The following is a 23,934-nucleotide window of genomic DNA, read 5'->3' as shown; positions in this document are numbered from 1 at the left end:
CCCGACAGCGAAAACTGCTTGTTTGCAGAGCCGATGAAGATGCGCACGCCGGAGCCTTCCTCGGCGAGGTCGAGAAGCTGGATCAGCCCGTTCTGCGTCTCCAGATCCTCGAACAAATGCCGCAGCAGCTCGATGTCGGCCTGCGCGGTGACATTTTCCAGCAGGTTGGCGCGGCCGCGCACGATGAGACGCGCCGGCAGGCCGCTCTCGGCGCCCGCCCAGACCGCAAGGCCCTTCTCCACCAGATCCTGCGACAGCGTGTCGAGGGCGGCCTTGGTCTCTTCCTTGATGCGGGCGATCTCGATCCGCGCCTCGGCCAGCGTGCGGCCACGGATGTGGGCATTGAGGAAGTTCGAGGCTTCATGCAATTGCGAGACGGTGATGCCGGCCGGCAGGTCGACGACGCGATTTTCGACGTCGCCGTTCTGCGACACCAGCACGGCCAGCGCCTTGGTCGGCTCGAGTTGGATGAATTCGATGTGCTTGAGCGCCACCTCGTTCTTGGCGGCAAGCACGAGGCCGGCGCCGCGCGACATGCCGGACAGCATCTGGCTGGCCTCGATGAGCATGTGCTCCAACGTCGCGCCAGAGCCGGAGGCGCGCACCTGCGCCTCGATGGTGCGGCGCTCCTCGTCGGAGAGATCGCCAAGCTCCATGAAAGCATCGACGAAGAAGCGCAGGCCGGCCTGGGTCGGAAGTCGGCCGGCCGAGATATGCGGCGCATAGATCAGGCCGAGATGCTCGAGATCACTCATCACGTTGCGGATGGTGGCGGGCGACAGCGAAGACGGCAGGATACGCGACAGGCTACGTGAGCCGACCGGCTCGCCGTCCTTCAGATAGGAATCGACAATGCGCCGAAAGATGTCGCGCGAGCGCATGTCGAGCGACTGGAGTGCGGGCGACTGGAGTGCGGGCGATTGAAGCGCAGGGGACTGGAGCACTGCCGCCGACTGGGAATTGGGATCGACTGCCTTGGTCATTTCGAGCCAAACACCTCCGGCCCAAAGATATAGACTTCGGCCACGCCGGCGCAACTGGTCCATTTTCCTTTGCGCCTCTCGTCGCGTGCGGCTACAAGCCGGCCACGATTCCGAAAAATAGGATTAAAGCCTGAATGCGCCCTTCCAAACGCCAATTCGACGAAATGCGCGCCATCTCCTTCGAACGCGGCGTCTCCAAGCACGCGGAAGGTTCGTGCCTGGTGAAGTTCGGCGACACGCATGTGCTGTGCACGGCCAGCCTCGAGGAAAAAGTGCCGGGCTGGATGCGCAATTCCGGCAAGGGCTGGGTGACGGCGGAATACGGCATGCTGCCGCGCTCGACCGGCGAGCGCATGCGCCGTGAAGCTTCGGCCGGCAAGCAAGGCGGCCGCACGCTGGAAATCCAGCGGCTGATCGGCCGTTCGCTGCGCGCCGTGGTCGACCTGCAGGCGCTCGGCGAGCAGCAGATCACCGTCGATTGCGATGTGATCCAGGCCGATGGCGGCACGCGCACCGCCTCGATCACCGGCGGCTGGGTGGCGCTCCATGATTGCCTGCGCTGGATGGAGGCCCGGCAGATGGCCAGCGTCGCCAAGGTGCTGAAGGATCATGTCGCGGCTGTCTCCTGCGGCATCCATGACGGCCAGCCGGTCATCGACCTCGACTATCTCGAGGATTCCTCGGCCGGCACCGACGCCAACTTCGTCATGACCGGCAAGGGCGGCATCGTCGAGATCCAGGGCACGGCCGAGGGCGAGCCTTTCTCAGAAGAGCAGTTCACGGCGCTGATGGAATTGGCCAAGAAAGGCATCCAGCGACTGGTCAGCCTGCAACAGATGGCTGTAGCTTAACCCTGTCATGACTCCTTCCGCCATCCTCGAATCAGCCCTCTACGTGACCGACCTCGATGCCGCGGAAGACTTCTATTCCGGCGTGCTCGGGCTCGATCTGCTGGGCAAGGTCGACGGCAGGCATCTTTTCTTCCGTTGCGGGGACGGCGTGCTGCTCGTCTTCAACGCCGAGGCGACCAAGGTGCCGCCGGCGCCCGATGCCAAGCTGAAAGTGCCGCCGCACGGCGCTGTCGGCGACGGCCATCTCTGCTTTGCGGCAAGCGCGGACGAGATCGTGCGCTGGAAAGCACATCTTGAGCAGAAGAAGATCGCCATCGAGAGCGAGTTCGAATGGCCGCAGGGTGGACGCTCGATCTATATTCGCGACCCCTCCGGCAATTCGATCGAATTCGCCGAGCCAAGAATCTGGGGCATCTGATGCATTCGCTTGATGCACATGAGATCGTCGTCGCCAGCCACAATGCTGGCAAATTACGCGAGTTCGCCGATCTGATGGCGCCATTCGGCATAGAAGCGAAGTCGGCCAAGGAATACGGCCTGCCGGAGCCGGACGAGACCGGCACCACCTTCGAGGAGAACGCCTATCTCAAGGCTTTTGCCGCCGCCAAGGCGACAGGCCTGCCCGCATTGTCGGACGATTCCGGCCTGTGTGTCGATGCTCTGGGCGGGGCGCCCGGCGTCTATACCGCCAATTGGGCCGAGGCGCCGGACGGGTCCCGCGATTTCGGCATGGCGATGCAGCGAGCGGAAGTGGCGTTGCAGGAAGTCGGCGCGGTTGCGCCTGCGCAGCGTAAGGGCCGCTTCGTCGCCGTCATCTGCCTGGCCTTTCCCGACGGCGCGGCCGAATATTTCCGAGGCGAGGTCGAGGGCACGCTGGTATGGCCGCCGCGCGGCGAACTCGGCTTCGGCTACGACCCGGTGTTCGTGCCGGACGGTTTCGAAAAGACCTTCGGCGAGATGACCGCAGAGGAAAAACATGGCTGGAAGCCCGGCCAGCCGACGGCATTGTCGCACCGCGCCCGCGCCTTTCAGAAATTCGCGCACGCCAGACTGGATTTGGCACGATCGGGCGTGAAATGACCATGCTGCTCGACCGCAGCCCCGGCTTCGGCGTCTACATCCACTGGCCGTTCTGCGCGGCCAAATGCCCCTATTGCGACTTCAACAGCCATGTCCGCCACCAGGCGGTCGACCAGGAGCGTTTTGCGCGCGCCTTCGAGACCGAGCTTGCGACGATGCGCCACCGCACCGGACCGCGCGAGGTGACCAGCATTTTCCTCGGCGGCGGCACGCCATCGTTGATGAAGCCGGAAACCGTGGCGACGGTGCTGGACGCGGTGGCGAAGAACTGGACGGTGCCCGCCGGCATCGAGGTGACGCTGGAAGCCAACCCCTCCTCGGTCGAGTCCGAGCGCTTTCGCGGCTACCGGGCGGCAGGCGTCAACCGCGTGTCGCTCGGCGTGCAGGCGCTGAACGACAAGGATCTGCGCTTCCTCGGCCGCTTGCACAATGTCCATGAAGCGCTGCATGCGATCGACCTGGCGCGTGAGATCTTTCCGCGGCTGTCCTTCGACATGATCTACGCACGGCCCGGCCAGACACCTGAGGCGTGGCAGGCGGAGCTCGAACAGGCTATCGGCCACGCCGCCGACCATCTGTCGCTCTACCAGCTGACCATTGAGGAAGGCACGCCGTTCCACGCGCTGCATGCGGCCAAGAAATTCGCTATTCCCGACAATGACCATGCCGCCGATCTCTATGCGCTGACGCAGGAGATCACCGCCGCACATGGGCTGCCGGCCTACGAGATTTCCAACCACGCCAGATCAGGTGCCGAAAGCCGGCACAATCTCACCTATTGGCGCTATGGCGAATATGTCGGCGTCGGTCCCGGTGCGCATGGCCGCTTCGTCGAGAATGGCCGCCGCGTGGTGACGATCGCCGAAAGCATGCCGGAAACCTGGGCCAATCTGGTCGAGGCCAAGGGCCATGGCGTCACCGGCGGCGAGACCCTGACGCGCTCGGAAGAGGCCGACGAGTTCCTCTTGATGGGGCTGAGGCTGGCCGAGGGCATCGATCTCTCGCGCTACGAAGCGTTTTCCGGGCGCAGCCTGTCGACGGCGCGGCTGTCGATGCTGCAGGGCGAGGGGCTCGTGGCGCCGATCGGCAATGCCCGCCTGCGCGCCACGCCGGCCGGCATGATCGTGCTCGACGCGGTGGTGGCGGATCTGGCGCGGTAAGGCATAGGCCAGGAGCTGAACTGTCACAGACAATTTATCGACTCACGCGCGAGCTTGGCCGCGTTGGGTGTAATCCGGGAAACCCAGAGGGCATCTGGGTGGAAGAACCCGGGAGGCGTTGCGCCGTTTCGCTCGATACTCCGGCGCTGAGATCGACATGGCGAAACCGACAACAATTGCTTTGAAGAAATTGGAAGAAAGCACAGCTCGCGTGTGTCCGGTGGTTGCCCGGCCGAATTCGATAGAAGCACCCCGCCATGCGAACAACCCAGCGGCAGCAGAGAGGTATGCTGGCGCTCCCATCTTCCACCTCGTCCTATCGAAACTCAATAATGTAGCCGTGCGAGCTGTTTTGCGGACCCATATCGTCCCACGTGCTCGCCTTGAGGTCGGCCGTGTCCCGGTTGCCGTCCAGATGAGCATAAAACATCGCAAAATCATCACCCTGCTTGTGCTCGTTGGGGTGGTTGGGAAGCCAATTGTTGTAAGTCATTGCCTCGCCGGTCAGCCATCGCCAGCCGCCACGAGGCTCGCGTCCCCCCGGATCCTGCTCAAGGCCGATCCACGGACCCATCTTGTAGGACACATTTCCGTCGAAGCCAGTTTCGAACATCCGGTCATCAGCCTCGAACAGTCCGTAAACAAAGTCGTTCTCCGCCTTTGACGAGATCGACGCCAGATGCGCTTTACACCGCTGGGCAGCAGATTTGGCGGTCTGCCAAGACGAGTGGCGATCGTAAACCGCCACATAGAGGCGGCTCCCAAACTCGCCGTAGATGATTTCTTTGCCCCTGAGGCATTGCGCGGCGCGAATAATGCGCTCATCGGTTTCGAGCCCTTTCAAATCCTCGGGTTCGAAGAGCCGCGCCTCGTCGGCAGATACGACGGAATTCGTGCTCGTGACGCCAACCAGTTCCAGCCTGTTGGCGACGACGCTATTGATATATCCGGTCTCGGTGAGCCCCAGCGCCTTCTGGTATCGAGAGATCGCCCTGCGAGTCTTTTGACCGAAATTCCCGTCCACCGCGCCTATGTCATATCCGAGGTCGGAAAGCGTCAGCTGGATTTCCTTGCGTTGAGACTGCGTCAGCCTCATACGGCTTTCAGCTTCCTGCGGCGACACGAGGCCATCGCCGCCACCTTCGAGCAGGCGCAGCGCAGCGCGCGCGCTGTCGGAGAAAGAGCCGGATTGGTGCTTGGCCAAGTAAAGCTGCCAGCCGCGTGCAGTGGCAATGCGCTCGGCTTTTTCGAAATCTATCTGGGCGAGAAAATCGGATGCGGCGACAGCGGTCGCCGGCGCGCTGGCGTTGAAGTAAAATTCAGCGGCAATGTTCGAGACAATCTGCGGCGATTGGACGTTGTTCGTCTTTATCCGGACATCGCGGATCACACGCTTGAAAGCCGTACCTACCTCTAGCGAAGGGCTGGCCAGATGTTCAACTAAGGCCGTCGTGAAAGGCGAGTTCTCACCGACTCCATCGTAGGCGACCTGGCCAGGCGAAGCGGAGAAGGCGATCATCGTTCCCGAGCCGGTGGAACTCACCGGCGCCAGCCCCTTCAACGCAGCGCCGCGGGTGACGCCTTCGACGCTTGCATTCAGCCGGTCGGCGATCGGATTATTGCGACAGGCATCGACGAAAAGAAGCGAGAGCGAGGCTTTCCGCTCCATAATGCTTATAATGGAATTCAGCGCGATGGCTTCGGCATCGACATCAAACTCCGACAGCAGCTCGGCATCGAGCCCGAGCAGAAAATTTTCGCCTTTCAGCTGCATCCCGTGGCCAGCGAAGTAGAACAAGGCGGTGTCGGCTGGCCCGATCTTCTTTGAAAAATTAGAGAGTCCTCTCGCGAAACCGGCCCGGTCGACATTGATCAGACTGTCTACCTCGAAGCCGTTTTCCTTCAGGAACGCTGTAAAGGCACGGGCGTCGGCGGCGGCGTTCGCCAACGGCGTTGTCGCCGTGTAGGCAGAATTCCCGACTACCAACGCAAGGCGCTTACCTTCCGCAGCGCTTAGCGGCGCTGAAAGGCCCAGCACCATCAGAAGCAGAAAAAATAGAAATGTCTGAAGATTTCTGAGCCCCATGGCTGCCTCTCTGCCCTAGCAAAGCCTGAGCAGGAAAAGCATTGGTGTCAACATGGGAATAGGTGTTAGGCGTGTGAGCTGCGTTTCGAAAATCCAACTGCTGGCGCGCCTATATTAGGCTGAATACCTCGATCATCTCGGCGCGCCCTTTGACCTCGTGATAGCCGCAGGACTTGAAATATTGTCTACCTTCGGGCCACTGCTCGACGAACTGGGCGCTGACCAACAGCGGCTTGTCCAGTTTTCGCGTCAATCCCTCAATACGAAAGGCCAAATTGACCGCATCGCCCAGCGCGGTGTTGATGCCTTTGCCCAAAGCGCCGATAGCAACTTCACCCACATGAAGGCCAATGCGGCAGTCGAGTACGATGTCTTGTTGTTCCCTGACCAGTACTCGGGTTGGCGACGTAGCCGCGTCTTCCGCAGCGCGGAGCGCCTGGGCAGCCTGAACCGCAGAGACACAGACATCCGCTGCCGTCCCGTGCCAGTAAGCAAATACACAATCACCAATGAATTTGTCGATTGAGGCACCGTAGTGCTTCAAAATCATATTGCAGTCCATATACCACTCGGCCAGGAGGGCCGCCACCTGTTCCGGGGACAGCCTTGCGCTGATTCCGGTAAACCCCTTCAAATCAGCGACGAACAGGGTGGCCGGCCGGCTCTTGGGGGCTGCCGGGTTGCCCCATTGAGTTTTTGTGTTCGCCGCTTGCGAATCCAGATCGGGGGCAGTCGTGCCCTGTTCGAAAAGAAAAATCGATCTGCCGAACTGGACGCGATCGCCGCTGTGCAGCACACGCGCGGTTGTGAGCGCCACGTCATTCACATAACTGCCATTGGCACTGCCGACGTCAACAACCCAGTAGTTCGCGCCGTCGCGCCGGATCGTTGCATGCTGGCGCGAAACTTCCCCGTCGGCCAGGCGTATGGTGGCATGTTCGCCACGACCAATCAGGTTGAAATCTCCCAGCCTATAGGCCTCGCTGTTGCTCAGTGCGGTTAAAGTTGCCGACATGATCCTCTCCCGTACGCTCAAGCGCGCACGCAGGTGCAATTTTAACACGGAGCGTTAGGGATATCGAAGTCGCATCGGCCGGCACCAACCACGATGCCGACAAACCGTTGACGCACGACCTCGTCTCCTGGGCCGACATCATCTTCGTGATGGAAAGGCGCACCGCGCCAAACTGCAGAAGAAATTCAAGGCCAGCCTGAAGAAGGCCCGCGTGATCTGCCTCGACATTCCGGACGACTAATGAGTCTATGGACCCAGGTCTGGTGCGTCTGCTGGAAGCGCGCGTCTCGAAGTATCTGGGTTGAATGATGTGGCCGAGCGTTCCCCCCCACGCTTTAGAGAGAAAGTGTCTCGGCCAATCGCGCAGGTTGCGGTAGTCAGGCGTCGTGCTTGGGGCGGCGCTTGGCGTGGCCTTTCTCGGCGTCCGCCTCACCGTCGCGCGCCGGCTTGGCGTCGCCCTTGTCGGGGCGGGCGCGGTGTTGATCGCTCATCGGGTGTGGGGGCGCTCCGTTGCGGGAGCTTTTGGTTTCAAGGCGGGTGATGAAAATGTCGAAGCGATTGGGCATCGTCTGGTCAGTGCTCCATCGTGCTGCCGGTGCCGGTCGAGGGCTCGATTTTCAGCTTGGTTGCCTCTGACGGACGACGCTTTCGCGGCTTTTTAGCCAAGCTGGCGCCGGCTTTGGCAGGCAGGCTCTTGTCCATTCGCGCGGCAAAGCGCTTGCGCCCTTCATAGTAGGGTTCGAAAACGTCCTGTATCTTGAGGCTGTCCATCCTGCTCCTCCCGAGATCAGGCATAAATCCGCCGGGCACGGTTTCGTTCCGTACTGTGGCAAAGGCATGGCCGCCGCCTCACTTCGGCATGGGTTTTGCCACCGGGCGTGAGCCGTGCCAAACAGGGTAGAATGCATTCATGGTCAGAGCCTGACGGGGAACACCGGTGACCGGCGAGTTGGCAAGACGCAGCTACGTGATCGGCCAGACCGAGATATCGGCCCGGCCGCTCGAGCCGGCGCTCTACCTGGTTGCGACGCCGATCGGCAATCTCGCCGACATCACATTACGCGCACTTGAAACGCTCGCCGCCGCCGACATCGTCGCCTGCGAGGACACGCGTGTCAGCCGCGTGCTGCTCGACCGCTACGGGATTCGCCGCCGCACCACAGCCTATCACGAGCACAATGCCGGCGAGGCCGGCCCAAAACTGATCGCAGCCTTGCTGGCCGGGCAGAGCGTGGCGCTGATCTCGGACGCCGGCACGCCGCTGATCTCCGATCCCGGCTACCGACTGGTCGGCGAAGCGCTCGACCAGGGCATTCGCGTCGTGCCGATCCCCGGCCCGTCGGCGCCACTCGCGGCGTTGACGGCCTCCGGCCTGCCTTCCGATGCCTTTCTGTTTGCCGGCTTCCTGCCGATTAAGACCGGGCAGCGGCTGGCGCGGCTGGAAGCGCTCAAAATGGTGCCGGCGACGCTTATCTTCTTCGAATCGCCGCGCCGGCTGGCCGAGACGCTTGGCGCCATGGTCGAGGCGCTAGGCGGTGCCCGCAAGGCCGCGATCGGCCGCGAGCTGACCAAGACCTTCGAGGAGATACGGACCGGCACCTTAGAGTCGCTCGCCGATCATTACGCGGCGGCTGACACGCCGAAGGGTGAGATCGTCATCTGCGTCGGCCCGTCGGAAGCAGCGGCAGACGAACCGGCCGATATCGACCGGCTTCTGCTTTCGCTTGCCGCCGAGATGCCGGCCTCCAAGGCGGCGGCGGAAGCCGCCAAGATGACCGGCAGCCAGAAGCAGGCGCTTTACCGGCGGCTGCTCGAACTCAAGGATACTGGGAAGAAGGGCGATACTGGCAAAGAGGGCGACACAGGGAAAGACGACGTTGGCTGAACGCCCGGTCGCCAGCCGCCAGCGGGCCTATCGGCGCGGCCACCGCAGCGAGTGGCTGGCGGCTGCGGCATTGATGGTGAAGGGCTATCGGATCCTGGCGCGCCGCCACCGCACGCGGTTCGGCGAGATCGACCTGATCGCGCGCCGCGGCGACCTAGTGCTGATCGTCGAGGTGAAGGCGCGCCGCACACTGATGGAAGCCATGGAGGCTGTTCGCTACGAATCGGAGCGTCGCATCGAAAGCGCCGCCGATCTCTGGCTGTCGCGACAGTCCGACTATGGACGATTGTCGGTGCGTTTCGACATGGTCGCGGTGCTGCCGTGGCGCTGGCCGGTGCATGTCGAGAATGTTTTCTACGGGCGAAACTAGACCATGCCCTGCCGCAAATGGCCGAGATAGGTGGATGTTATCATCGTCTCGTCCATCGGGAACGGGCAAGCAGTGCCAGAAGCCGAAACTGCAGCTAAATCTACGTCAGAGTTTGCTTGCGATCGCGATATGCGCCTCCTGTGGGAACGAGAAGCGCCCATCGACCATCATGCTCGGATCAAGGCGCAACCGAGTGGCGGAGGCGACCGCCTCTATCACGCTGTCGCGCTCGGACGCTTGGTAAACGGCCAAGAGGCCAGCCATGGGGGTAGCGATCAGCTGAAAACGTACATAGTCGAGAACAGATGGAAAGCTAATCGTTTTCGTGACGGTGTAGAGTTCGACGTCATCCAGCCCCTCTTTCCTCAACAGATCGCCGACCTCATTCGCGTCAGCAAAAATATGCTCGGCACGTTTGATCTTCGACGCGTCCGGTCCTAGCCGCTCATCGAGAGCACTTGCAAACGCCTCTGCGCCGGGTGTGCGTTCGATGGCGCTATAGACGCTGAGCGCAACCCTGCCCGAAGATACCAGCACCCGCTTCATCTCGCGGACAGCGCAGGCTCGATCCGGGAAGAACTGGAGACCGAGTTGGCAAAGAACGAGGTCGATCGCGCCGTCATTAACCGGGAGTGCGAGGGCACTGCCTTGCAGCCATTCAATTGGCACACCTGTGTGCGGCACGGACCGCGCGACGGTGAGCATACCCTCAATCAAATCAAGCCCGATGACACGTCCCGTCGTGACCCGTTCGGCAGCCAGGCGCGTCACCACGCCAGTTCCGCAAGCAACGTCGAGTACGGCTTCTCCGCGCTTTGGCTGCACGCGATCGATAAGATCGGCTGCCCATCTCGAAGTGATCGCCGGTACCAGGTAGCGCTGGTAAAGCTCGGGCGCGCTGCCATCGAGTTGCCAATGCTCGTGCCCTGACATGGCGCACCTGCAAGATATCGCCTGTTAGCAACGGTACCATGCCACACCACCGGTGTCTGCTCAGATGCGACGTTCCTTCCGGAATTGTGGTGGGGTGAACGACCAGGAAGGGTTGAGCTCGGTCGTTCAGAGTGATTGGTCCGACCCTAGGGCGACCGTTCCAAATTAACTGTGCCGCCTTACCCCCAGACGAACAGCGCCGCCAGCCCGACGGTGCCGATGACCAGCCGCCACCAGCCGAACAGCGAATAGCCGTGGCGCGAGACGTAGTTGAGCAGGAAGCGCACGACGATAAGCGCCGCGACGAAGGCGGCGATGAAACCGGCGGTGATGACCGGCAGATCTGCGCTGGTCAGCACGTTGCGGTTCTTGAAGAGGTCGAAGGCGAAGGCGCCGACCATTGTCGGCATGGCGAGGAAGAAGGAGAATTCTGCAGCCGCGCGTTTGTCGACGCCCAGAAGCAGCGCGCCGACGATCGTCGAGCCGGAGCGCGACGTGCCGGGGATCAGCGAAAGGCACTGGAACAGTCCGATCTGCAGATAGAGCCTGAGCGGAAACCGCTCGACGTCATGGTAGAGCGGCTTCGGCTTGAAGCGATCCACCCACAGCAGGACCACGCCGCCGATGATCAGCATGATGCAAATCAGCCTCGGCGATTCAAACAGTACCGTCTTGATGAAGCCATGCGCCAGGGCGCCGATGACGGCGGCCGGCAGGAAGGCGACGAGGATGCCGAGGACGAAATGCCGCGTCACCCGATCACGCGGCAGATCGACCAGCATCTGCCACAGACGATGGAAATAGACGCTGAGGATAGCCAGTATGGCGCCGAGCTGGATCAGGATCTCGAAGGCCTTGCCGGTCGAATGGAAGCCGAGAAAATGGCCGGCAAGCAGGATATGGCCAGTCGACGAGACCGGAATGAACTCGGTCATGCCCTCGATCATGCCGAGCAGCAGCGCTTCGACGATGGTCTGGCTTTCCATGGAAACCTCGGCGTTCGAGTGAGGGCTTTGAAGAACGGCTTGCTTGTCATGGCGCGGAACTCCTCCTATAGGTCGCAGCACCCTGACGGCCACCTGAATTCGGGGCGGCCAAGACTTACCGGCGCAGCCGGCGATTTGCCAGTGCGCTCTATTATCGCGGGACCATGCTGACGCTTTTCCACCACCCGATGTTCGCCACCTGCCGCTTCGTTCGCCTCGCTTTCGGCGAGTATGGCGAGGAGCTGGCGCTGATCGAGGAAAAGCCGTGGATGCGGCGCAAGGAATTCCTGGCGCTGAACCCGGCCGGCACGCTGCCGATCCTGCTTGCCGAGGGCGACGTGCCGATTGTCGGCGCGGTCGTCATCGCGGAATATCTCGACGAGACGCGCGGCGTCTTGAAGCGCGAAAAGCGGCTGTTCGCCGAAGACCCGATGGAGCGTGCGGAAATCCGCCGGCTGACCGACTGGTATCTGAACAAGGCCGAGGGCGAGGTTACCCGGCATCTGGTGCGCGAGCGCGTGCTGAAGCCGGTCATGCCGGAAACGGCGGGCGGCGGTTCGCCCGATTCGGCGGCGATCCGCGCCGCGCGCGCCAATATCCGCCAGCACATGAAATACACCAACTGGCTGGCCGGCACCCGCCATTGGCTGGCCGGCAACAAGGTCACCTATGCCGACCTCGCGGCTGCGGCTGCGCTGTCCGTGCTCGACTATCTCGGCGAGATCGACTGGCGCGAACACGCTGCCGCGCGCGAATGGTACGCACGGGTGAAATCACGGCCATCGTTCCGGCCGCTTTTGTCCGACCGGGTGCGCGGCCTGTCGCCGGTGTCACATTATGCGGACCTCGATTTCTAGAGCGCAAAACCTGCGCGCGCTGATCGACCGCGAGGCACGGCGCGCCGGTTTCGATGCTGTTGCCGTCACCACGCCAAATGCCATTCCGCTGGCGCCGGCCCGGCTGGCCGAGTTCGTCGCCGACGGCTTTCAAGGCTCAATGGGCTGGATCGCCGAGACGCTCGAGCGCCGCGGCGAGCCGACAGCACTTTGGCCTGAGGTTCGCTCGATCATCGTGCTGGCGATGAACTACGGCCCCGACCATGATCCGCGCGCGGTGCTGGCGAAGCCCGGTTGTGGTGCGATCTCCGTCTATGCGCAGAACCGCGATTATCACGACGTGATGAAAGGCCGGCTGAAAGAGATCGCCGGCAAGATCGTGGCGCGCTCGGGGAGCGACGTAAAGGTGTTCGTCGATACCGCCCCGGTGATGGAAAAGCCGCTGGCTGAAGCCGCCGGCCTTGGCTGGCAAGGCAAGCACACCAATCTGGTCAGCCGCGCGCATGGCTCCTGGTTGTTCCTCGGCACCATCTTCACGACGGCTGAGCTTGCGCCCGATACGCCCGAGGGCGATCATTGCGGCTCGTGCCGCGCCTGTCTCGACGTTTGCCCGACCGACGCCTTTCCGGCGCCCTACCGGCTCGATGCGCGACGCTGCATCTCCTACCTCACCATCGAGAACAAGGGACCGATCCCGCATGAGTTCCGGGAAAAAATCGGCAACCGCATCTATGGCTGCGACGACTGCCTGGCCGCCTGCCCGTGGAACAAGTTTGCCCAGGTTGCCTCGGAGGCGAAGCTCGTCGCCCGCGCGGATTTGCGCGAGCCGCCGCTCGCCGATCTCTTGACGCTCGACGACGCTGCCTTCCGTGCACTCTTTGTCGGTTCGCCAATCAAGCGCATCGGTCGCGACCGCTTTGTCCGCAATGTGCTGATCGCTGCCGGCAATTCAGGCGATTCCTCGCTCGGCAACGCGGTGCGTGCACTGCTCGGCGATGCCTCGCCCCTGGTGCGCGGCGCGGCGGTATGGGCGCTGTCACGGCTTGTGCCCGAGACCGAATTTGCCAAATGTGCCACCGCTGCAATGAAAGCAGAAAGCGACGAGGCCGTGCATCGCGAATGGCGCCTGGCGCTGGGAAATCAAATCGAGGCGCATGCATGAGCGAGAAGCAGATCTTCATTTTCGGCGCCGGCTATTCAGGCAAGGCATTTGCCCGAGCCAACAAGGATGCCGGCACAATCTTTGGGACGACACGCGCAGCGGAGAAATTCGAAGCGCTGCGGCAAGCCGGAATCCAGCCGCTGCTTTTCGATGGCGCGCTGACACCCGAAATCGGCGACGCGCTGAAGAAAACAACCCATCTCGTCGTCTCGGTGGCGCCGGAAGAGGCCGGCGACCCGGTGCTGAGTGCGGCGCGCGGGACAATCGCGGCAGAGATGCCGGCGCTCGAATGGATCGCCTATCTCTCCACGGTCGGCGTCTACGGCGACCATGGCGGCGGCTGGATGGACGAGACCGCCGAGTGCCGGCCGCTGTCGAAGCGCTCGATGCTGCGTGTCGCCGCCGAGCGGGACTGGCTGAAACTGGGTCAGGACATCGGCCGGCCGGCGGCGATCCTGCGGCTTTCCGGCATTTACGGGCCGGGCCGCAATGCCCTGGTCAATCTGGAAAACGGCACCGCGCGGCGGCTGGTCAAGCCGGGGCAGGTGTTCAACCGCATCCATTGCGATGATATTGCCGGCGCGCTCTGGCATCTCGCCGAAGGCAATCGCGGCGGCATCTTCAACGTCACCGACGATCTGCCGGCGCCGCCGCAGGACGTCGTCGCCTATGCCGCCGGGCTGATGGGCGTCACACCGCCGCCCGAGATTCCGTTCGAGAGCGCCCAACTTTCGCCCATGGCGCGGTCCTTCTATGGCGAGAACAAGCGTGTCGCCAACACAGCGATCAAAGCGGCCGGCTATCGCTTCCGCTTTCCCGACTACCGGACGGCGTTCGACCATATGTGGGCTGAGGGTAGCTGGCGCGATGGCGAGGCGCGCAGTTTGATGAAGCGGTCGTGATCGAAACGTCGCGCCGGGCGTGATATGATTCGACTTAATTCGCAGAGGGGTTCTGCCTCATGAAAACGTTGAAGCGATCATTGCCCGGTAGAACGCTGCTGCTGACCGCAGCACTCGCCGTTCTCGCCTTAGCGGGGCTTGCAGTGCGACCTGCAGCGGCCGAGGAACTGGCAAAGAACCTGTTCGGCGCCAAAAAACTGCCGGCCGTGGCTGCGCCGCAGTCGATCGGGTTCTATTCCAAGGGCTGCTTTGCCGGCGGCGTCGCCATTCCCCTGGACGGCCCGAAATGGGAGGTTATGCGGCCTTCGCGCAACCGCCGCTGGGGTCATCCGACAATGATCGCGCTGATCGAGAAACTGTCGCGCGACGCCGCGGCCGATGGCTGGCCCGGCCTGCTGGTCGGCGACATTTCACAGCCGCGCGGCGGCCCGATGCTGACCGGCCACGCCTCGCACCAGATCGGCCTCGACGCCGACATCTGGCTGACGCCAATGCCCGACCGCAAGCTTTCGATCGAGCAGCGCGAGAACATGAGCGCCACCTTGCTTGTCGACGAAAAGACCCATCTGGTGAAAGATGCGCTCTGGGTTCCGGCGCATACGCGGCTCCTGAAGCGCGCGGCAAGCTATGCGGAAGTCGAGCGCATCCTGGTCAATCCGGGCATCAAGAAGAAGCTCTGCGACACGGTGAAAGGCGACCGCGCATGGCTGCGCAAGGTCAGGCCGTTCTGGGGCCACGACTATCACTTCCACATCCGCATCGGCTGCCAGCCCGGCTCGCCCAATTGCAAAGCGCAGGAAAACACGGCGCCCGGCGACGGCTGCGACCAGTCGCTGGCATGGTGGTTCACCGAGGAACCGTGGCGTCCCAACAAGAACCCGGATAGACCGAAAGCGCGCGACGTGATGACCATGGCGAGCCTGCCCGCAGCATGTCAGGCGGTGCTCGATGGGCCAGATCCGGCTTCGGCGGAGGCGGTTACCTATTATGGCGACGGCGTGCCGGTCGCGGTTGCACCCGTTCTAACAAAGGCTCCGTCGCCGGCGCGGGCATCCGCAAGCGGCGCGGCAGCGCTCCCGGCCTCGGTCAGCGCCTTCGCGGCAACGCCCGAGATCGGCATTCCGCTGCCGCGGCCGCGACCGGGGAACTGACCGAGATTAGGGAAAGGCGCTTGATCGATCGTCTGGAATCCTGCTCTGCGAAGGCGTTCAACGCAGCAGCGCTCGAAGATCGCGGCATGGATACTAGGGCCTCCGCGACGTCGCTTCGCTCCTGCTCCGCCCTAGAATCCATGCCGATACAGTGGTCGAGGAGTGCAGCGATCCGGGTTGCCCGCAGGCATGCCTTCGTCCCCGGTTCGGCCTGACCTGAGGCCACATCCAACCCCATCCTGCTCCGAATCCTGGCCGCCTCATTTCGAAAACCGATTTCCCTTTCCCGGGTCATGCGCTAGTCAACGAAAGGACGGCGGAACGCCACTGGGAACCGGGACGGACGAGAGCATGCCAGGCGACGACGACACAGCGCTGCAGTTTCCGGTTCTGATCGGCGACATTGGCGGCACCAACGCGCGCTTTTCGATCGTGCTCGACGCGAACTCGGAACCAACCGAACCACAGATCGTCCAGACCGCCAATTTCAACACGATCGACGAGGCGATCCAGGCGGCGGTTCTCGACCGCTCGTCGGTCCGGCCCAACTCCGCTGTACTGGCGGTGGCCGGCCCGGTCGACAGCGACGAGATCCCGCTCACCAACTGCCCGTGGATCGTCAAGCCGAGAAAGATGTTTGCCAGCCTCGGCCTCAGCGACGTCGTGGTGCTCAATGATTTCGAGGCGCAGGCGCTGGCCGTGGTGGCGCTCGGCGAAGAGCATATGGAGAAGATCGGCGGCGATGCGCCGGAGCCCAATGCCGGACGGGTTGTGCTCGGTCCCGGAACCGGGCTTGGCGTCGCCGGCCTGGTCCACGCGCTGAACCACTGGATACCGGTGCCCGGGGAGGGGGGACACATGGATATCGGGCCGCGCTCGCCGCGCGATTTCGAGGTCTTTGTGCATATCGAGAAACTCGACGGCCGCATCTCCGGGGAACAGATCCTGTCCGGCCGCGGCCTGGTCAATGCCTATCGGGCGGTCGCCAAGGCGGACGGCAAGCCGGCCCCCTTCACCACGCCGGCCGAGGTCACCGCTGCGGCATTGGCGAAGTCAGATCCAGTGGCCGAGGAAGCGCTGGCGATGTTCGTCACCTGCCTCGGACGCACCGCCGGCGACCTTGCGCTGGTGTTCATGAGCCGCGGCGGCGTCTTCCTGACCGGCGGCATTGCGCAGAAAATCCTGCCGGCGCTGAAAACCGGCAATTTCCGCGCCGCCTTCGAGGACAAGGCGCCGCACAGCGAGCTGATGCGCACCATGCCCGTCTATGTGATCACTCATCCGCTGGCAGCGCTTTCCGGCCTTGCCGCCTTTGCCAGGAACCCGTCCCTGTTCGGCGTCCAGACGGCAGGGCGGCGCTGGCGGGCTTAGATGACGACCGAAGCCGCGGCGAAGTTTTGCCGGCCTCTGCCATAGGCAAGCCGCCACTAGGGCGCTAAGAGGATTGCCGAATTAGCCCGGCCGCGGAGCCGAACCGACATCACGGAACGATCCCGACTTGAACCAGTCGCCAAACCACCAAGCCAAAGCCCGGCCCGGCGAGATCGTGGCGGTGATCCGCCGCATCATCGCCGAGAACAGCCGCGACTATCGCTGGTACTATGTTCTGGCCGTTCTGTGCCTGGTGACGGTTGCCGCCACGACCGCCTTCACCGCCTGGATCATGAAGGATGTCGTCGACCAGATCTTCTACGAGCAGCGCGGCGATCTCATCGCGCTGATCTGCGTGTCGATCCTGGGCGCCTTCATGCTGCGCGGGCTGGCCACCTACGGCCAGGCCGTGACACTGGCCAGAATCGGCAACAATCTGGTGGCGCGCTACCAGCGCCGCATCTTCGCTCATCTGATGAAGCTCGGCATCGGTTTCTTCAACGACACGCGCTCGGGACGGCTGGCCGCCCAGATCAACGAGAACGTCAACGGCATCCGCGACCTGCTGTCGATGACGCTGACATCCGTGGCACGCGACGCGGTATCGCTGGTCGCGCTGATCGGGGTCATGATCTGGCAGGATCCGATGCTGGCCCTGATGTCGCTGCTGATCGGGCCGCCGCTGATCTACACCGTCGTCTACCTGACCCGCAGAATAAGGCGCGCCACACGCGAAGCGGTGCAGATCAACTCGCGGCTGATCGGCGCCATGCAGGAAGCGACGCAAGGCATCGCCATCGTCAAGGCCTTTACGCTGGAGGACGAGCTGTCGCGCCGCATCAGCGGCCTTGTCGACGGTGCCGAGCAGCGGGCAAACCGCATCGCCCGCGTCTCGGAACGATTGACGCCGATCTCCGAAATGCTGGCCGGCTTCGCCGTCGCCGGCGTCATCGCCTATTCCGGCTACCGGGCAGCCGTCGGCGGCCAGCCGCCTGGCGCGGTCTTTGCCTTCATCACCGCACTGCTGCTCGCTTACGATCCGGCCCGGCGGCTGGCGCGCTTGCAGGTCGGCATGGAACGGGCGCTGGTCAATGCCCGCATGATCTACGAGCTGCTCGACCTCGAGCCGCAGCAGGGCGACGCGCCCGGAGCGGCCGAAGCGAAGATCCCCAGGGGCGAGGTGCGCTTCAACAACGTGTCGTTCGGCTATGTCGCCGACGCACCAGTGCTGCAGGATCTCAGCTTCATTGCCGCCGCCGGCAAGATGACGGCCATCGTCGGCGCCTCGGGCGCCGGCAAGTCGACGCTGGTGGCGCTGCTGCAGCGCTTCCACGATGTCGGTGCGGGCAGCATCGAGGTCGACGGCCAGGACATTCTAGAGGTGACCAAGCAGTCGCTGCGCAGCTCGATCGCCTATGTCTCGCAGCAGCCTTATCTGTTCGAAGGCACCATTCGCGACAACATCCGCTACGGGCGGCTGAGCGCCAGCGACGCCGAAATCGAACTGGCCGCACAACTGGCCGAGGCCGACGGCTTCATCCGCCAGCAGCCGCTAGGCTATGACACCCCTGTCGGTGAAGGCGGCCTGACGCTGTCGGGCGGCCAGCGCCAGCGCCTGTCGATCGCCCGAGCGATCGTGCGGCAGGCGCCGATCCTGCTGCTAGACGAGGCGACCTCGGCGCTCGACAACGAGGCGGAAGCGCGCGTCCAGCAGGCGCTGACCCAGGTGATGCAAGGGCGCACGACCATCGTCATCGCGCACCGGCTGTCGACGGTGGTCAATGCCGACCACATCATCGTGCTGGAACAGGGCCGGCTGGTCGAACAAGGCACGCATGCCTCGCTGATGGCAGACCCGCACAGCGTATATGCCCGGTTCCACCGGGTGCAGGGTAACAAGGGGCTGGGGCTTGTCGACGACGGCAAGCCAATCCAAACTCCGCTGCGGCGCGCGAAAAAAGCGGTTGGGAGAAATTTATGAGCGGTACGGCCACAAACGACCCCCCCGTCAATGAAATGGGCCTGGTGGTGGTCGGCGCGGCCGGTCGGATGGGCCAGGCGCTGATCCGCGCCATCCACACCATCCCGGGCGCCCGCGTCGCCGGCGCGATCGAGCGGGCCGGCTCGCCGCATTTCGGCAAGGATGCCGGCGAGCTTGCCGGCATCGGCAATATCGGCGTGACGATCGGCGACGATCCGCTGCCGGCCTTCGCCAAGGCCGACGGCGTGCTCGATTTCACGAGCCCGGCAGCGACGGTCGAATTCGCCGGCTATGCGGCGCAGGCGCGCATCGCCCATGTCATTGGCACCACCGGCTGCTCGGCGGACGACAATGCCAAGATCGCCGCGGCGGCGCGCCACGCGACGGTGGTCAAGTCAGGTAATATGAGCCTCGGCGTCAATCTGCTGGCGGTGCTGGTCGAGCAGGCGGCGCGCGCGCTCGATGCCGACGATTTCGATGTCGAGATCCTGGAAATGCATCACCGGCACAAGGTCGACGCACCCTCGGGCACGGCGCTGCTGCTCGGCGAAGCCGCCGCCACCGGGCGCGGCATCGACCTTGACGGGAACAGCGTGCGGTCGCGCGATGGCCACACCGGCGTGCGAAAGACAGGCTCGATCGGCTTCGCCACGCTGCGCGGCGGCTCGGTGGTCGGCGACCACTCCGTGGTGCTGGCCGGCACCGGCGAGCGCATCACGCTCGCCCACCACGCCGAGGACCGGGCGATCTTCGCCCGCGGTGCGATCAAGGCCGCACTTTGGGCGCGCGGCAGGAAGCCGGGACTGTATTCGATGCGCGACGTGCTCGGACTCACCTGAGACGATCTGATCCACAAATTGAAGGAGCAAAAATGTCGGGAACTCTCGTGCTCGTGCGCCATGGCCAGAGCGAATGGAACCTGAAGAACCTTTTCACCGGCTGGCGCGACGTCGACCTGACCGAACTGGGCCACGCCGAGGCCAAGGCGGCGGGCGCCAAGCTGAAGGCGCGCGGCATGGAATTCGACATCGCCTTCACGTCGTCGCTGATCAGGGCGCAGAAGACCTGTCAGCATATTCTCGACGCGGTCGGCCAGAGCGATCTCGAGACCATCCGCGACCAGGCGCTGAACGAGCGCGACTATGGCGACCTCTCCGGCCTCAACAAGGACGACGCGCGCAAGAAATGGGGCGAGGAGCAGGTGCATGTGTGGCGCCGCTCCTACGACGTGCCGCCGCCCGGCGGCGAAAGCCTGAAGGACACCGGCGCGCGCGTCTGGCCCTATTATCTGCACGACCTGCAGCCGCATGTGCTGCGCGGCGGCACCGTGCTGGTGGCGGCGCACGGCAATTCGCTGCGCGCGCTGATCATGGCGCTGGACGGCAAGTCGGGCGAGGAGATCGTCAGACTGGAGCTCGGCACCGGCGTCCCGGTCATCTATAAGCTCAACGCCGATTCCACGGTGGCTTCGAAGGAAGTGCTGGAGGACTGAGTCGGCGAGCGGGTTTCAAAAAAGCGCGTTGACACTCACCCCTTGCCCGCCTAAAGAGCCCGCACCAGCCCAGATGGCGGAATTGGTAGACGCGCACGGTTCAGGTCCGTGTTCCGCAAGGAGTGGAGGTTCGAGTCCTCTTCTGGGCACCAAATTGCTGTTTCGAACTGTTTGACATGGTTCAGAGACTCCTCAGAAAAAGCCCGGTTTGTCCGGGCTTTTTTGTTGTCTGGTTGTCCGTCGGCGTCCAATGGGGTTTGTTTCGTCCGACATCATCGTAAAAACGGTGGCCCTGCTGACCGGGAAGGCTGCCTGATGGCGATGCGCCGGCGCGTTTCGCATTCTTCTGTTGCCAGTCGCCCGCCTGGCTGTGGCGATCAGCCTGATTCAGAAGCTCCGAGGAAAGTCCGGCCGACCGCAGCTTGCCTCAACCAGCGCCATCATCGTGATTGGCACATTCGGGTGTTAGCTGTACCATTCCTACGCCGGTCGTCGACGTGGCGTGTTCCGGCGAGGGAGAAACGTCCATGTTACAATCAATTTCGCTTGCAGTTTTCCTGGCGGTCGTTCCTGCGACAGCCTTTGCAAATTCATGCCCGACCACAATGGCCGCGATCGACGCGGCGTTGCCGACCGCGACGCTGGCCGAGGCCGATAAGACCAAAGTCAAGGAACTGCGCGCCCAGGGCGAGAAATTGCACGCCGCCGGCGATCACGCAGGATCAGAGGCTGCCCTCAACCAAGCCAAGACGATGCTCGGCATATAGCTGCGATCAACGCGGCTTTCCTGGCCGATTTTCTTGGCCGATTGCCGGGCTTTTGTTCGGTTGTCGGCCGCTGAGGATCGCGGCCTTGACCGGTTGGATCAGCCCAGCCCGATGCGCTTGGCGCCTTGACGGAACATGGCCTCGGCGTCCGGCTCGAAGCGGAAGGTGCCGATGAAATCGTCGGCGCAGTAGTTCGGCAGCGTCTTGCGCAGCGCGGCGGAAAAGTTTCGCGCCTCGTCGATCCGCCCCGCCAGCGCAAGGCAGTGGGCGGCGATCGCCAGGATGATGGCATGGGCGTTGGGTCGGGCGGCTGCCTTCAGCGCCCATTCGGCAGCCTCGTCGAACTGGCCGAGGCGGACATGCGCCATCGCCCTGGCGCCAAGCATGCCGAACAGCAGCGGATCGAACGGGCTCAGATGGCGCGAGTGATCGGATGAACCGATCGCGGCGTTCGGATCCCCCGACTGCGAGTGTACAAACGAAAGCGCGTAGTGGCCGAGCGCAAAATTCGGGCTGAGGTCGACGGCCCGTTCCAGCTCGACCAGGGATCCGTCCTGCTCGCCGCGCAACCACAGTGCCCGGCCCATGGCCCAGTGGGCGGCCGGATTGTGATCGTCGACCAGAAGACTTTGGCCGGCCGCCTCGAACGCGAGCGCGCTTTCCCTGTCGCGGTCTCCCCAGCGCTGAAAGGCGTTCTGCCAATGGGTGAACGACAGGCCGGCATAGGCACGGGCGAAGGTCGGATCCAGCCTCAGGGCCATGTCGAAGAAATGCCGGGCCTGTTCGTTTTCCGTGCGGGTGAAGCGATACATATGCCAGAGGCCGCGATGGTAGGCCTCCCAGGCGTTCAGCGAGTTGGGGGCTTTCAGCATGGCGCGGTTGCGCTCGACCATCTCGATCTCGGCCGAAATCGACGAGACGATGGGTGCGCAGCCAGGCAGGCCGCGTCGTGGTCAGCGTCGAACTTGTCGAGGTGCGCACGGCCAGGATCGTTTGGGCCGAGACGTTCGAACGCAGGCCCGACGACATCTTTGCCATCCTCGACGATATCGGCAACAGCCGTACCGGTGGTCACATAATCGACGTTGAGCCGCCGGCCGGCATCTTCTGGCGCGATGTTTTTTTCCGACAGCGCAAAGACCGAGCCGCGGGCGATGACGAAGAAATCCCTGAGCTTGGCCAAACGGGTGATGATGGCCTCACTCGCGATAATGCCGTTTGTCGAGGAGGCGGCTGTCGGCGACCCTTGCGGCGGCCTCTCTCGCGGCGGCCCCTCTCGCGGCGGGTTGGCCGACGGCCTGACCCACGACCCTTGCACGATGCGGCAACACCGGGATCGGGCAGCACAATTGACGCTTGCGGGGCCGCGGGCACAAGTGCCGGTCGCGCCCGGAGCGTCGCGGCAGGTCGCTCGCTGCGGATCGTCCGCCATGCCTCACGAACGGGTCCAAAATCCAGATCCTCCGAAGCAAACAGCTTCGCCGCGGAAGCGAGATGTTCCTCGCATGCGGCGATCTGGCCGCGCTGCGCCAACCTTGCCAGAAGAGCCACATGCGCACGCCCGTCGAACGGAGCGAGTTCCACCCACTTTTCCAGATGCGCTGACATTTCGTCGGCATCCGCCGGAAGCTTGTTGACGAGATGTTCCAGAATGGCGGCATGCCATGAGCGGAAGCGGCGGCGTTGCGCGATCAGCCAGCCGTTGAAATGCGGGTTGCGGTCGATCTCCAGCCCGTCGAGGAAATCGCCGACGAATAGTCCGGACAAGGCCTGCAGCCGCTGCAGATCGAGCGTCTCGATTCCTCCAGCGGCGGCCGAAGCGATGTCGACGGCATCGACGGAAACCCCTTTCAGATCAAGCTCGATCGTGTCGCCAGGCGTTTCGATCCTGCGGCGATCCGGTTCGTCGAGAATGCCCCTGAGCTTACTGAGGCACCAGCGAAGCTCTCCCCTCGGATCGTTCGGCACATCCCACAGCAGCTCGCACAGACGGCTGCGGCCGACGGCATGCGGCGCAAGCGCCAGATAGGCGAAGAGCGCGCGCAACTTGCGCGATGCCGGCAGTTGCACGGTGGCGCCGTCGCGGATGACCGTCAGCGGTCCGAGCAGCCGCACGGACAGCCCGGCCGTTGCGCCGTCCAGGCTCGATCGAGCGGATTCCACGTGCGTTTCCACGCTTGCTCCCACGCTGGCCAGTTGTCCTCTGTTCTACCATCGAAAGCGATAGAGTGCATCCGGCAACGAATTTCCGCGCCGGACGTCGGCATTGCCTCCGGGCCGGACTGCCGACACAGGCACCTTACCGCGGCAAGGTCTCGAAACCTCGCCGCCCAAGCCGCCGGTTTGTAACCGGCTCGTGACGACAACAAAAAGAGGAGAGCAGACATGTTGCAGCAACGGAAAATCAGAACCACGGCGGGGCGCGGCCGCCTGTTCGACAGCATTATCGACACGGTCGGCGATACGCCGGTGATCAGGGTCAACAATCTCGGCCCCGATCATGTGACGATCTATGTGAAGGCCGAGTTCTTCAATCCGGCGGCGTCGGTGAAGGATCGGCTGGCGCTCAACATCATCGAGGAGGGCGAGCGCAGCGGCGCCCTGAAGCCGGGCCAGACGGTCGTCGAGGCGACCAGTGGCAACACCGGCATCGGGCTGGCGATGGTCTGTGCGCAAAAAGGCTATCCGCTGGTGGTGACGATGGCCGACAGTTTCTCCATCGAGCGCCGCAAGCTGATGCGCATGCTGGGAGCCAAGGTGGTTCTGACGCCGCGCGCCCAGAAGGGTTTTGGCATGTACAACAAGGCGGTCGAGCTCGCCGAGGCCAATGGCTGGTTCCTGGCCCGCCAGTTCGAGACCAAGGCCAATGCCGCCATTCACGAGGCGACGACGGCGCGAGAGATCATCAACGACTTCGCCGGAT

General features: G+C 63.5%; 22 protein-coding genes, 1 tRNA gene and 3 pseudogenes. 18 read left to right on the top strand and 8 right to left on the bottom strand.

The features are described from left to right. Nucleotides 1–881 (bottom strand): heat-inducible transcriptional repressor HrcA (hrcA, locus tag EOA85_RS05480; RefSeq protein WP_245485619.1); only part of this gene is annotated, 881 nt, incomplete at its 3' end. A 236-nt stretch (nt 882–1,117) separates the two neighbouring features. On the opposite strand from hrcA, the gene rph reads away from it, so the two are divergent. Genes rph through hemW form a run of 4 tightly spaced genes read left to right on the top strand, consistent with a single transcriptional unit; the run spans nt 1,118 to nt 4,074 of the window. Continuing rightward, on the top strand, nt 1,118–1,834 hold the full coding sequence (rph, locus tag EOA85_RS05475; protein ID WP_127208646.1) for a ribonuclease PH: 717 nt from the start codon (nt 1,118–1,120) through the stop codon (nt 1,832–1,834). A gap of 7 nt (nt 1,835–1,841) precedes the next feature. Continuing rightward, nucleotides 1,842–2,252, top strand: a complete 411-nt coding sequence (locus EOA85_RS05470) for a VOC family protein (RefSeq protein WP_127208645.1) — start codon at nt 1,842–1,844, stop codon at nt 2,250–2,252. Next, entirely contained in the window at nt 2,252–2,914 is a 663-nt protein-coding gene (rdgB, locus tag EOA85_RS05465; protein WP_127208644.1) for an RdgB/HAM1 family non-canonical purine NTP pyrophosphatase, read from the top strand. The genes EOA85_RS05470 and rdgB overlap by 1 nt, the downstream gene beginning before the upstream one ends. Then, nucleotides 2,911–4,074 carry a radical SAM family heme chaperone HemW gene (gene hemW / locus EOA85_RS05460; RefSeq protein ID WP_127208643.1) on the top strand — a complete coding sequence of 388 codons (1,164 nt, stop codon included), beginning with the start codon at nt 2,911–2,913 and terminating at the stop codon, nt 4,072–4,074. The genes rdgB and hemW overlap by 4 nt, the downstream gene beginning before the upstream one ends. 316 nt (nt 4,075–4,390) lie before the next feature. Here hemW and EOA85_RS05455 read toward each other — a convergent pair whose 3' ends face one another. Beyond that, on the bottom strand, nt 4,391–6,160 hold the full coding sequence (locus EOA85_RS05455; protein ID WP_095517664.1) for a caspase family protein: 1,770 nt from the start codon (nt 6,158–6,160) through the stop codon (nt 4,391–4,393). Nucleotides 6,161–6,269: 109 nt separating this feature from the next. Then, a complete protein-coding gene (locus EOA85_RS05450; protein WP_206523246.1) occupies nt 6,270–7,175 on the bottom strand; it encodes an adenylate/guanylate cyclase domain-containing protein in 906 nt (301 codons plus the stop codon). A gap of 38 nt (nt 7,176–7,213) precedes the next feature. On the opposite strand from EOA85_RS05450, the pseudogene EOA85_RS38685 reads away from it, so the two are divergent. Next, nucleotides 7,214–7,480, top strand: a pseudogene (locus EOA85_RS38685) (protein tyrosine phosphatase). Between the two features lie 268 nt (nt 7,481–7,748). Here EOA85_RS38685 and EOA85_RS05435 read toward each other — a convergent pair. After that, on the bottom strand, nt 7,749–7,946 hold the full coding sequence (locus tag EOA85_RS05435) for a hypothetical protein (protein ID WP_127208641.1): 198 nt from the start codon (nt 7,944–7,946) through the stop codon (nt 7,749–7,751). Between the two features lie 166 nt (nt 7,947–8,112). Between EOA85_RS05435 and rsmI the strand changes: the two genes are divergently transcribed. Beyond that, nucleotides 8,113–9,060 (top strand): 16S rRNA (cytidine(1402)-2'-O)-methyltransferase, encoded by a 948-nt coding sequence (gene rsmI / locus EOA85_RS05430; protein WP_127208640.1) that lies wholly within the window; start codon nt 8,113–8,115, stop codon nt 9,058–9,060. Continuing rightward, nucleotides 9,053–9,430: a YraN family protein gene (locus EOA85_RS05425; RefSeq protein ID WP_029347956.1), complete on the top strand. Its 378-nt coding sequence runs from the start codon at nt 9,053–9,055 to the stop codon at nt 9,428–9,430. The genes rsmI and EOA85_RS05425 overlap by 8 nt, the downstream gene beginning before the upstream one ends. Before the next feature lie 105 nt (nt 9,431–9,535). Here EOA85_RS05425 and EOA85_RS05420 read toward each other — a convergent pair whose 3' ends face one another. Further along, nucleotides 9,536–10,363, bottom strand: coding sequence for a class I SAM-dependent methyltransferase (locus EOA85_RS05420; RefSeq protein ID WP_127208639.1), 828 nt, complete (start codon nt 10,361–10,363; stop codon nt 9,536–9,538). 179 nt (nt 10,364–10,542) lie between these two features. Then, a complete protein-coding gene (locus tag EOA85_RS05415) occupies nt 10,543–11,349 on the bottom strand; it encodes an undecaprenyl-diphosphate phosphatase (protein WP_095517671.1) in 807 nt (268 codons plus the stop codon). A gap of 164 nt (nt 11,350–11,513) precedes the next feature. Here EOA85_RS05415 and EOA85_RS05410 point away from each other — a divergent pair, with 164 nt between their 5' ends. From EOA85_RS05410 to EOA85_RS05365, 10 genes are all read left to right on the top strand, one after another. Further along, nucleotides 11,514–12,206: a glutathione S-transferase family protein gene (locus tag EOA85_RS05410; protein ID WP_127208638.1), complete on the top strand. Its 693-nt coding sequence runs from the start codon at nt 11,514–11,516 to the stop codon at nt 12,204–12,206. Further along, nucleotides 12,187–13,347, top strand: a complete 1,161-nt coding sequence (queG, locus tag EOA85_RS05405; protein ID WP_127208637.1) for a tRNA epoxyqueuosine(34) reductase QueG — start codon at nt 12,187–12,189, stop codon at nt 13,345–13,347. The genes EOA85_RS05410 and queG overlap by 20 nt, the downstream gene beginning before the upstream one ends. After that, a complete protein-coding gene (locus EOA85_RS05400; protein ID WP_127208636.1) occupies nt 13,344–14,249 on the top strand; it encodes an SDR family oxidoreductase in 906 nt (301 codons plus the stop codon). Before queG ends, EOA85_RS05400 begins: the two co-directional genes overlap by 4 nt. 59 nt (nt 14,250–14,308) lie before the next feature. Next, nucleotides 14,309–15,400 carry a penicillin-insensitive murein endopeptidase gene (gene mepA, locus EOA85_RS05395; protein ID WP_127208635.1) on the top strand — a complete coding sequence of 364 codons (1,092 nt, stop codon included), beginning with the start codon at nt 14,309–14,311 and terminating at the stop codon, nt 15,398–15,400. Nucleotides 15,401–15,751: 351 nt separating this feature from the next. Further along, nucleotides 15,752–16,771 carry a glucokinase gene (locus tag EOA85_RS05390; RefSeq protein ID WP_127208634.1) on the top strand — a complete coding sequence of 340 codons (1,020 nt, stop codon included), beginning with the start codon at nt 15,752–15,754 and terminating at the stop codon, nt 16,769–16,771. 127 nt (nt 16,772–16,898) lie between these two features. Beyond that, entirely contained in the window at nt 16,899–18,752 is a 1,854-nt protein-coding gene (locus EOA85_RS05385; protein WP_127208633.1) for an ABC transporter ATP-binding protein, read from the top strand. Next, on the top strand, nt 18,749–19,591 hold the full coding sequence (gene dapB, locus EOA85_RS05380; protein ID WP_127208632.1) for a 4-hydroxy-tetrahydrodipicolinate reductase: 843 nt from the start codon (nt 18,749–18,751) through the stop codon (nt 19,589–19,591). Before EOA85_RS05385 ends, dapB begins: the two co-directional genes overlap by 4 nt. 32 nt (nt 19,592–19,623) lie before the next feature. Next, nucleotides 19,624–20,244: a 2,3-bisphosphoglycerate-dependent phosphoglycerate mutase gene (locus tag EOA85_RS05375; RefSeq protein WP_127208631.1), complete on the top strand. Its 621-nt coding sequence runs from the start codon at nt 19,624–19,626 to the stop codon at nt 20,242–20,244. A 67-nt stretch (nt 20,245–20,311) separates the two neighbouring features. Next, nucleotides 20,312–20,396: transfer RNA gene (locus tag EOA85_RS05370), tRNA-Leu, on the top strand. Between the two features lie 375 nt (nt 20,397–20,771). Beyond that, nucleotides 20,772–21,011 carry a hypothetical protein gene (locus EOA85_RS05365; RefSeq protein WP_127208630.1) on the top strand — a complete coding sequence of 80 codons (240 nt, stop codon included), beginning with the start codon at nt 20,772–20,774 and terminating at the stop codon, nt 21,009–21,011. 98 nt (nt 21,012–21,109) lie between these two features. Here the strand turns inward: EOA85_RS05365 and EOA85_RS05360 are convergent. Together EOA85_RS05360 and EOA85_RS05355 are read right to left on the bottom strand one after the other, a co-directional pair. Then, a pseudogene (locus EOA85_RS05360) lies at nt 21,110–21,934 on the bottom strand (transcriptional regulator); the annotation flags it as partial. Between the two features lie 140 nt (nt 21,935–22,074). Further along, a pseudogene (locus tag EOA85_RS05355) lies at nt 22,075–23,174 on the bottom strand (transcriptional regulator); the annotation flags it as partial. A 222-nt stretch (nt 23,175–23,396) separates the two neighbouring features. Here EOA85_RS05355 and EOA85_RS05350 point away from each other — a divergent pair. Then, nucleotides 23,397–23,934, top strand: a 538-nt coding sequence (locus EOA85_RS05350; RefSeq protein WP_127208628.1) for a pyridoxal-phosphate dependent enzyme, incomplete at its 3' end; no start/stop codon positions are given.

The sequence above is a fragment of the Mesorhizobium sp. M5C.F.Ca.IN.020.29.1.1 genome, from assembly GCF_003997375.1.
In the GTDB taxonomy this organism is placed as follows: domain Bacteria; phylum Pseudomonadota; class Alphaproteobacteria; order Rhizobiales; family Rhizobiaceae; genus Mesorhizobium; species Mesorhizobium wenxiniae.
This window is presented reverse-complemented; position numbering and strand designations above follow the sequence as displayed.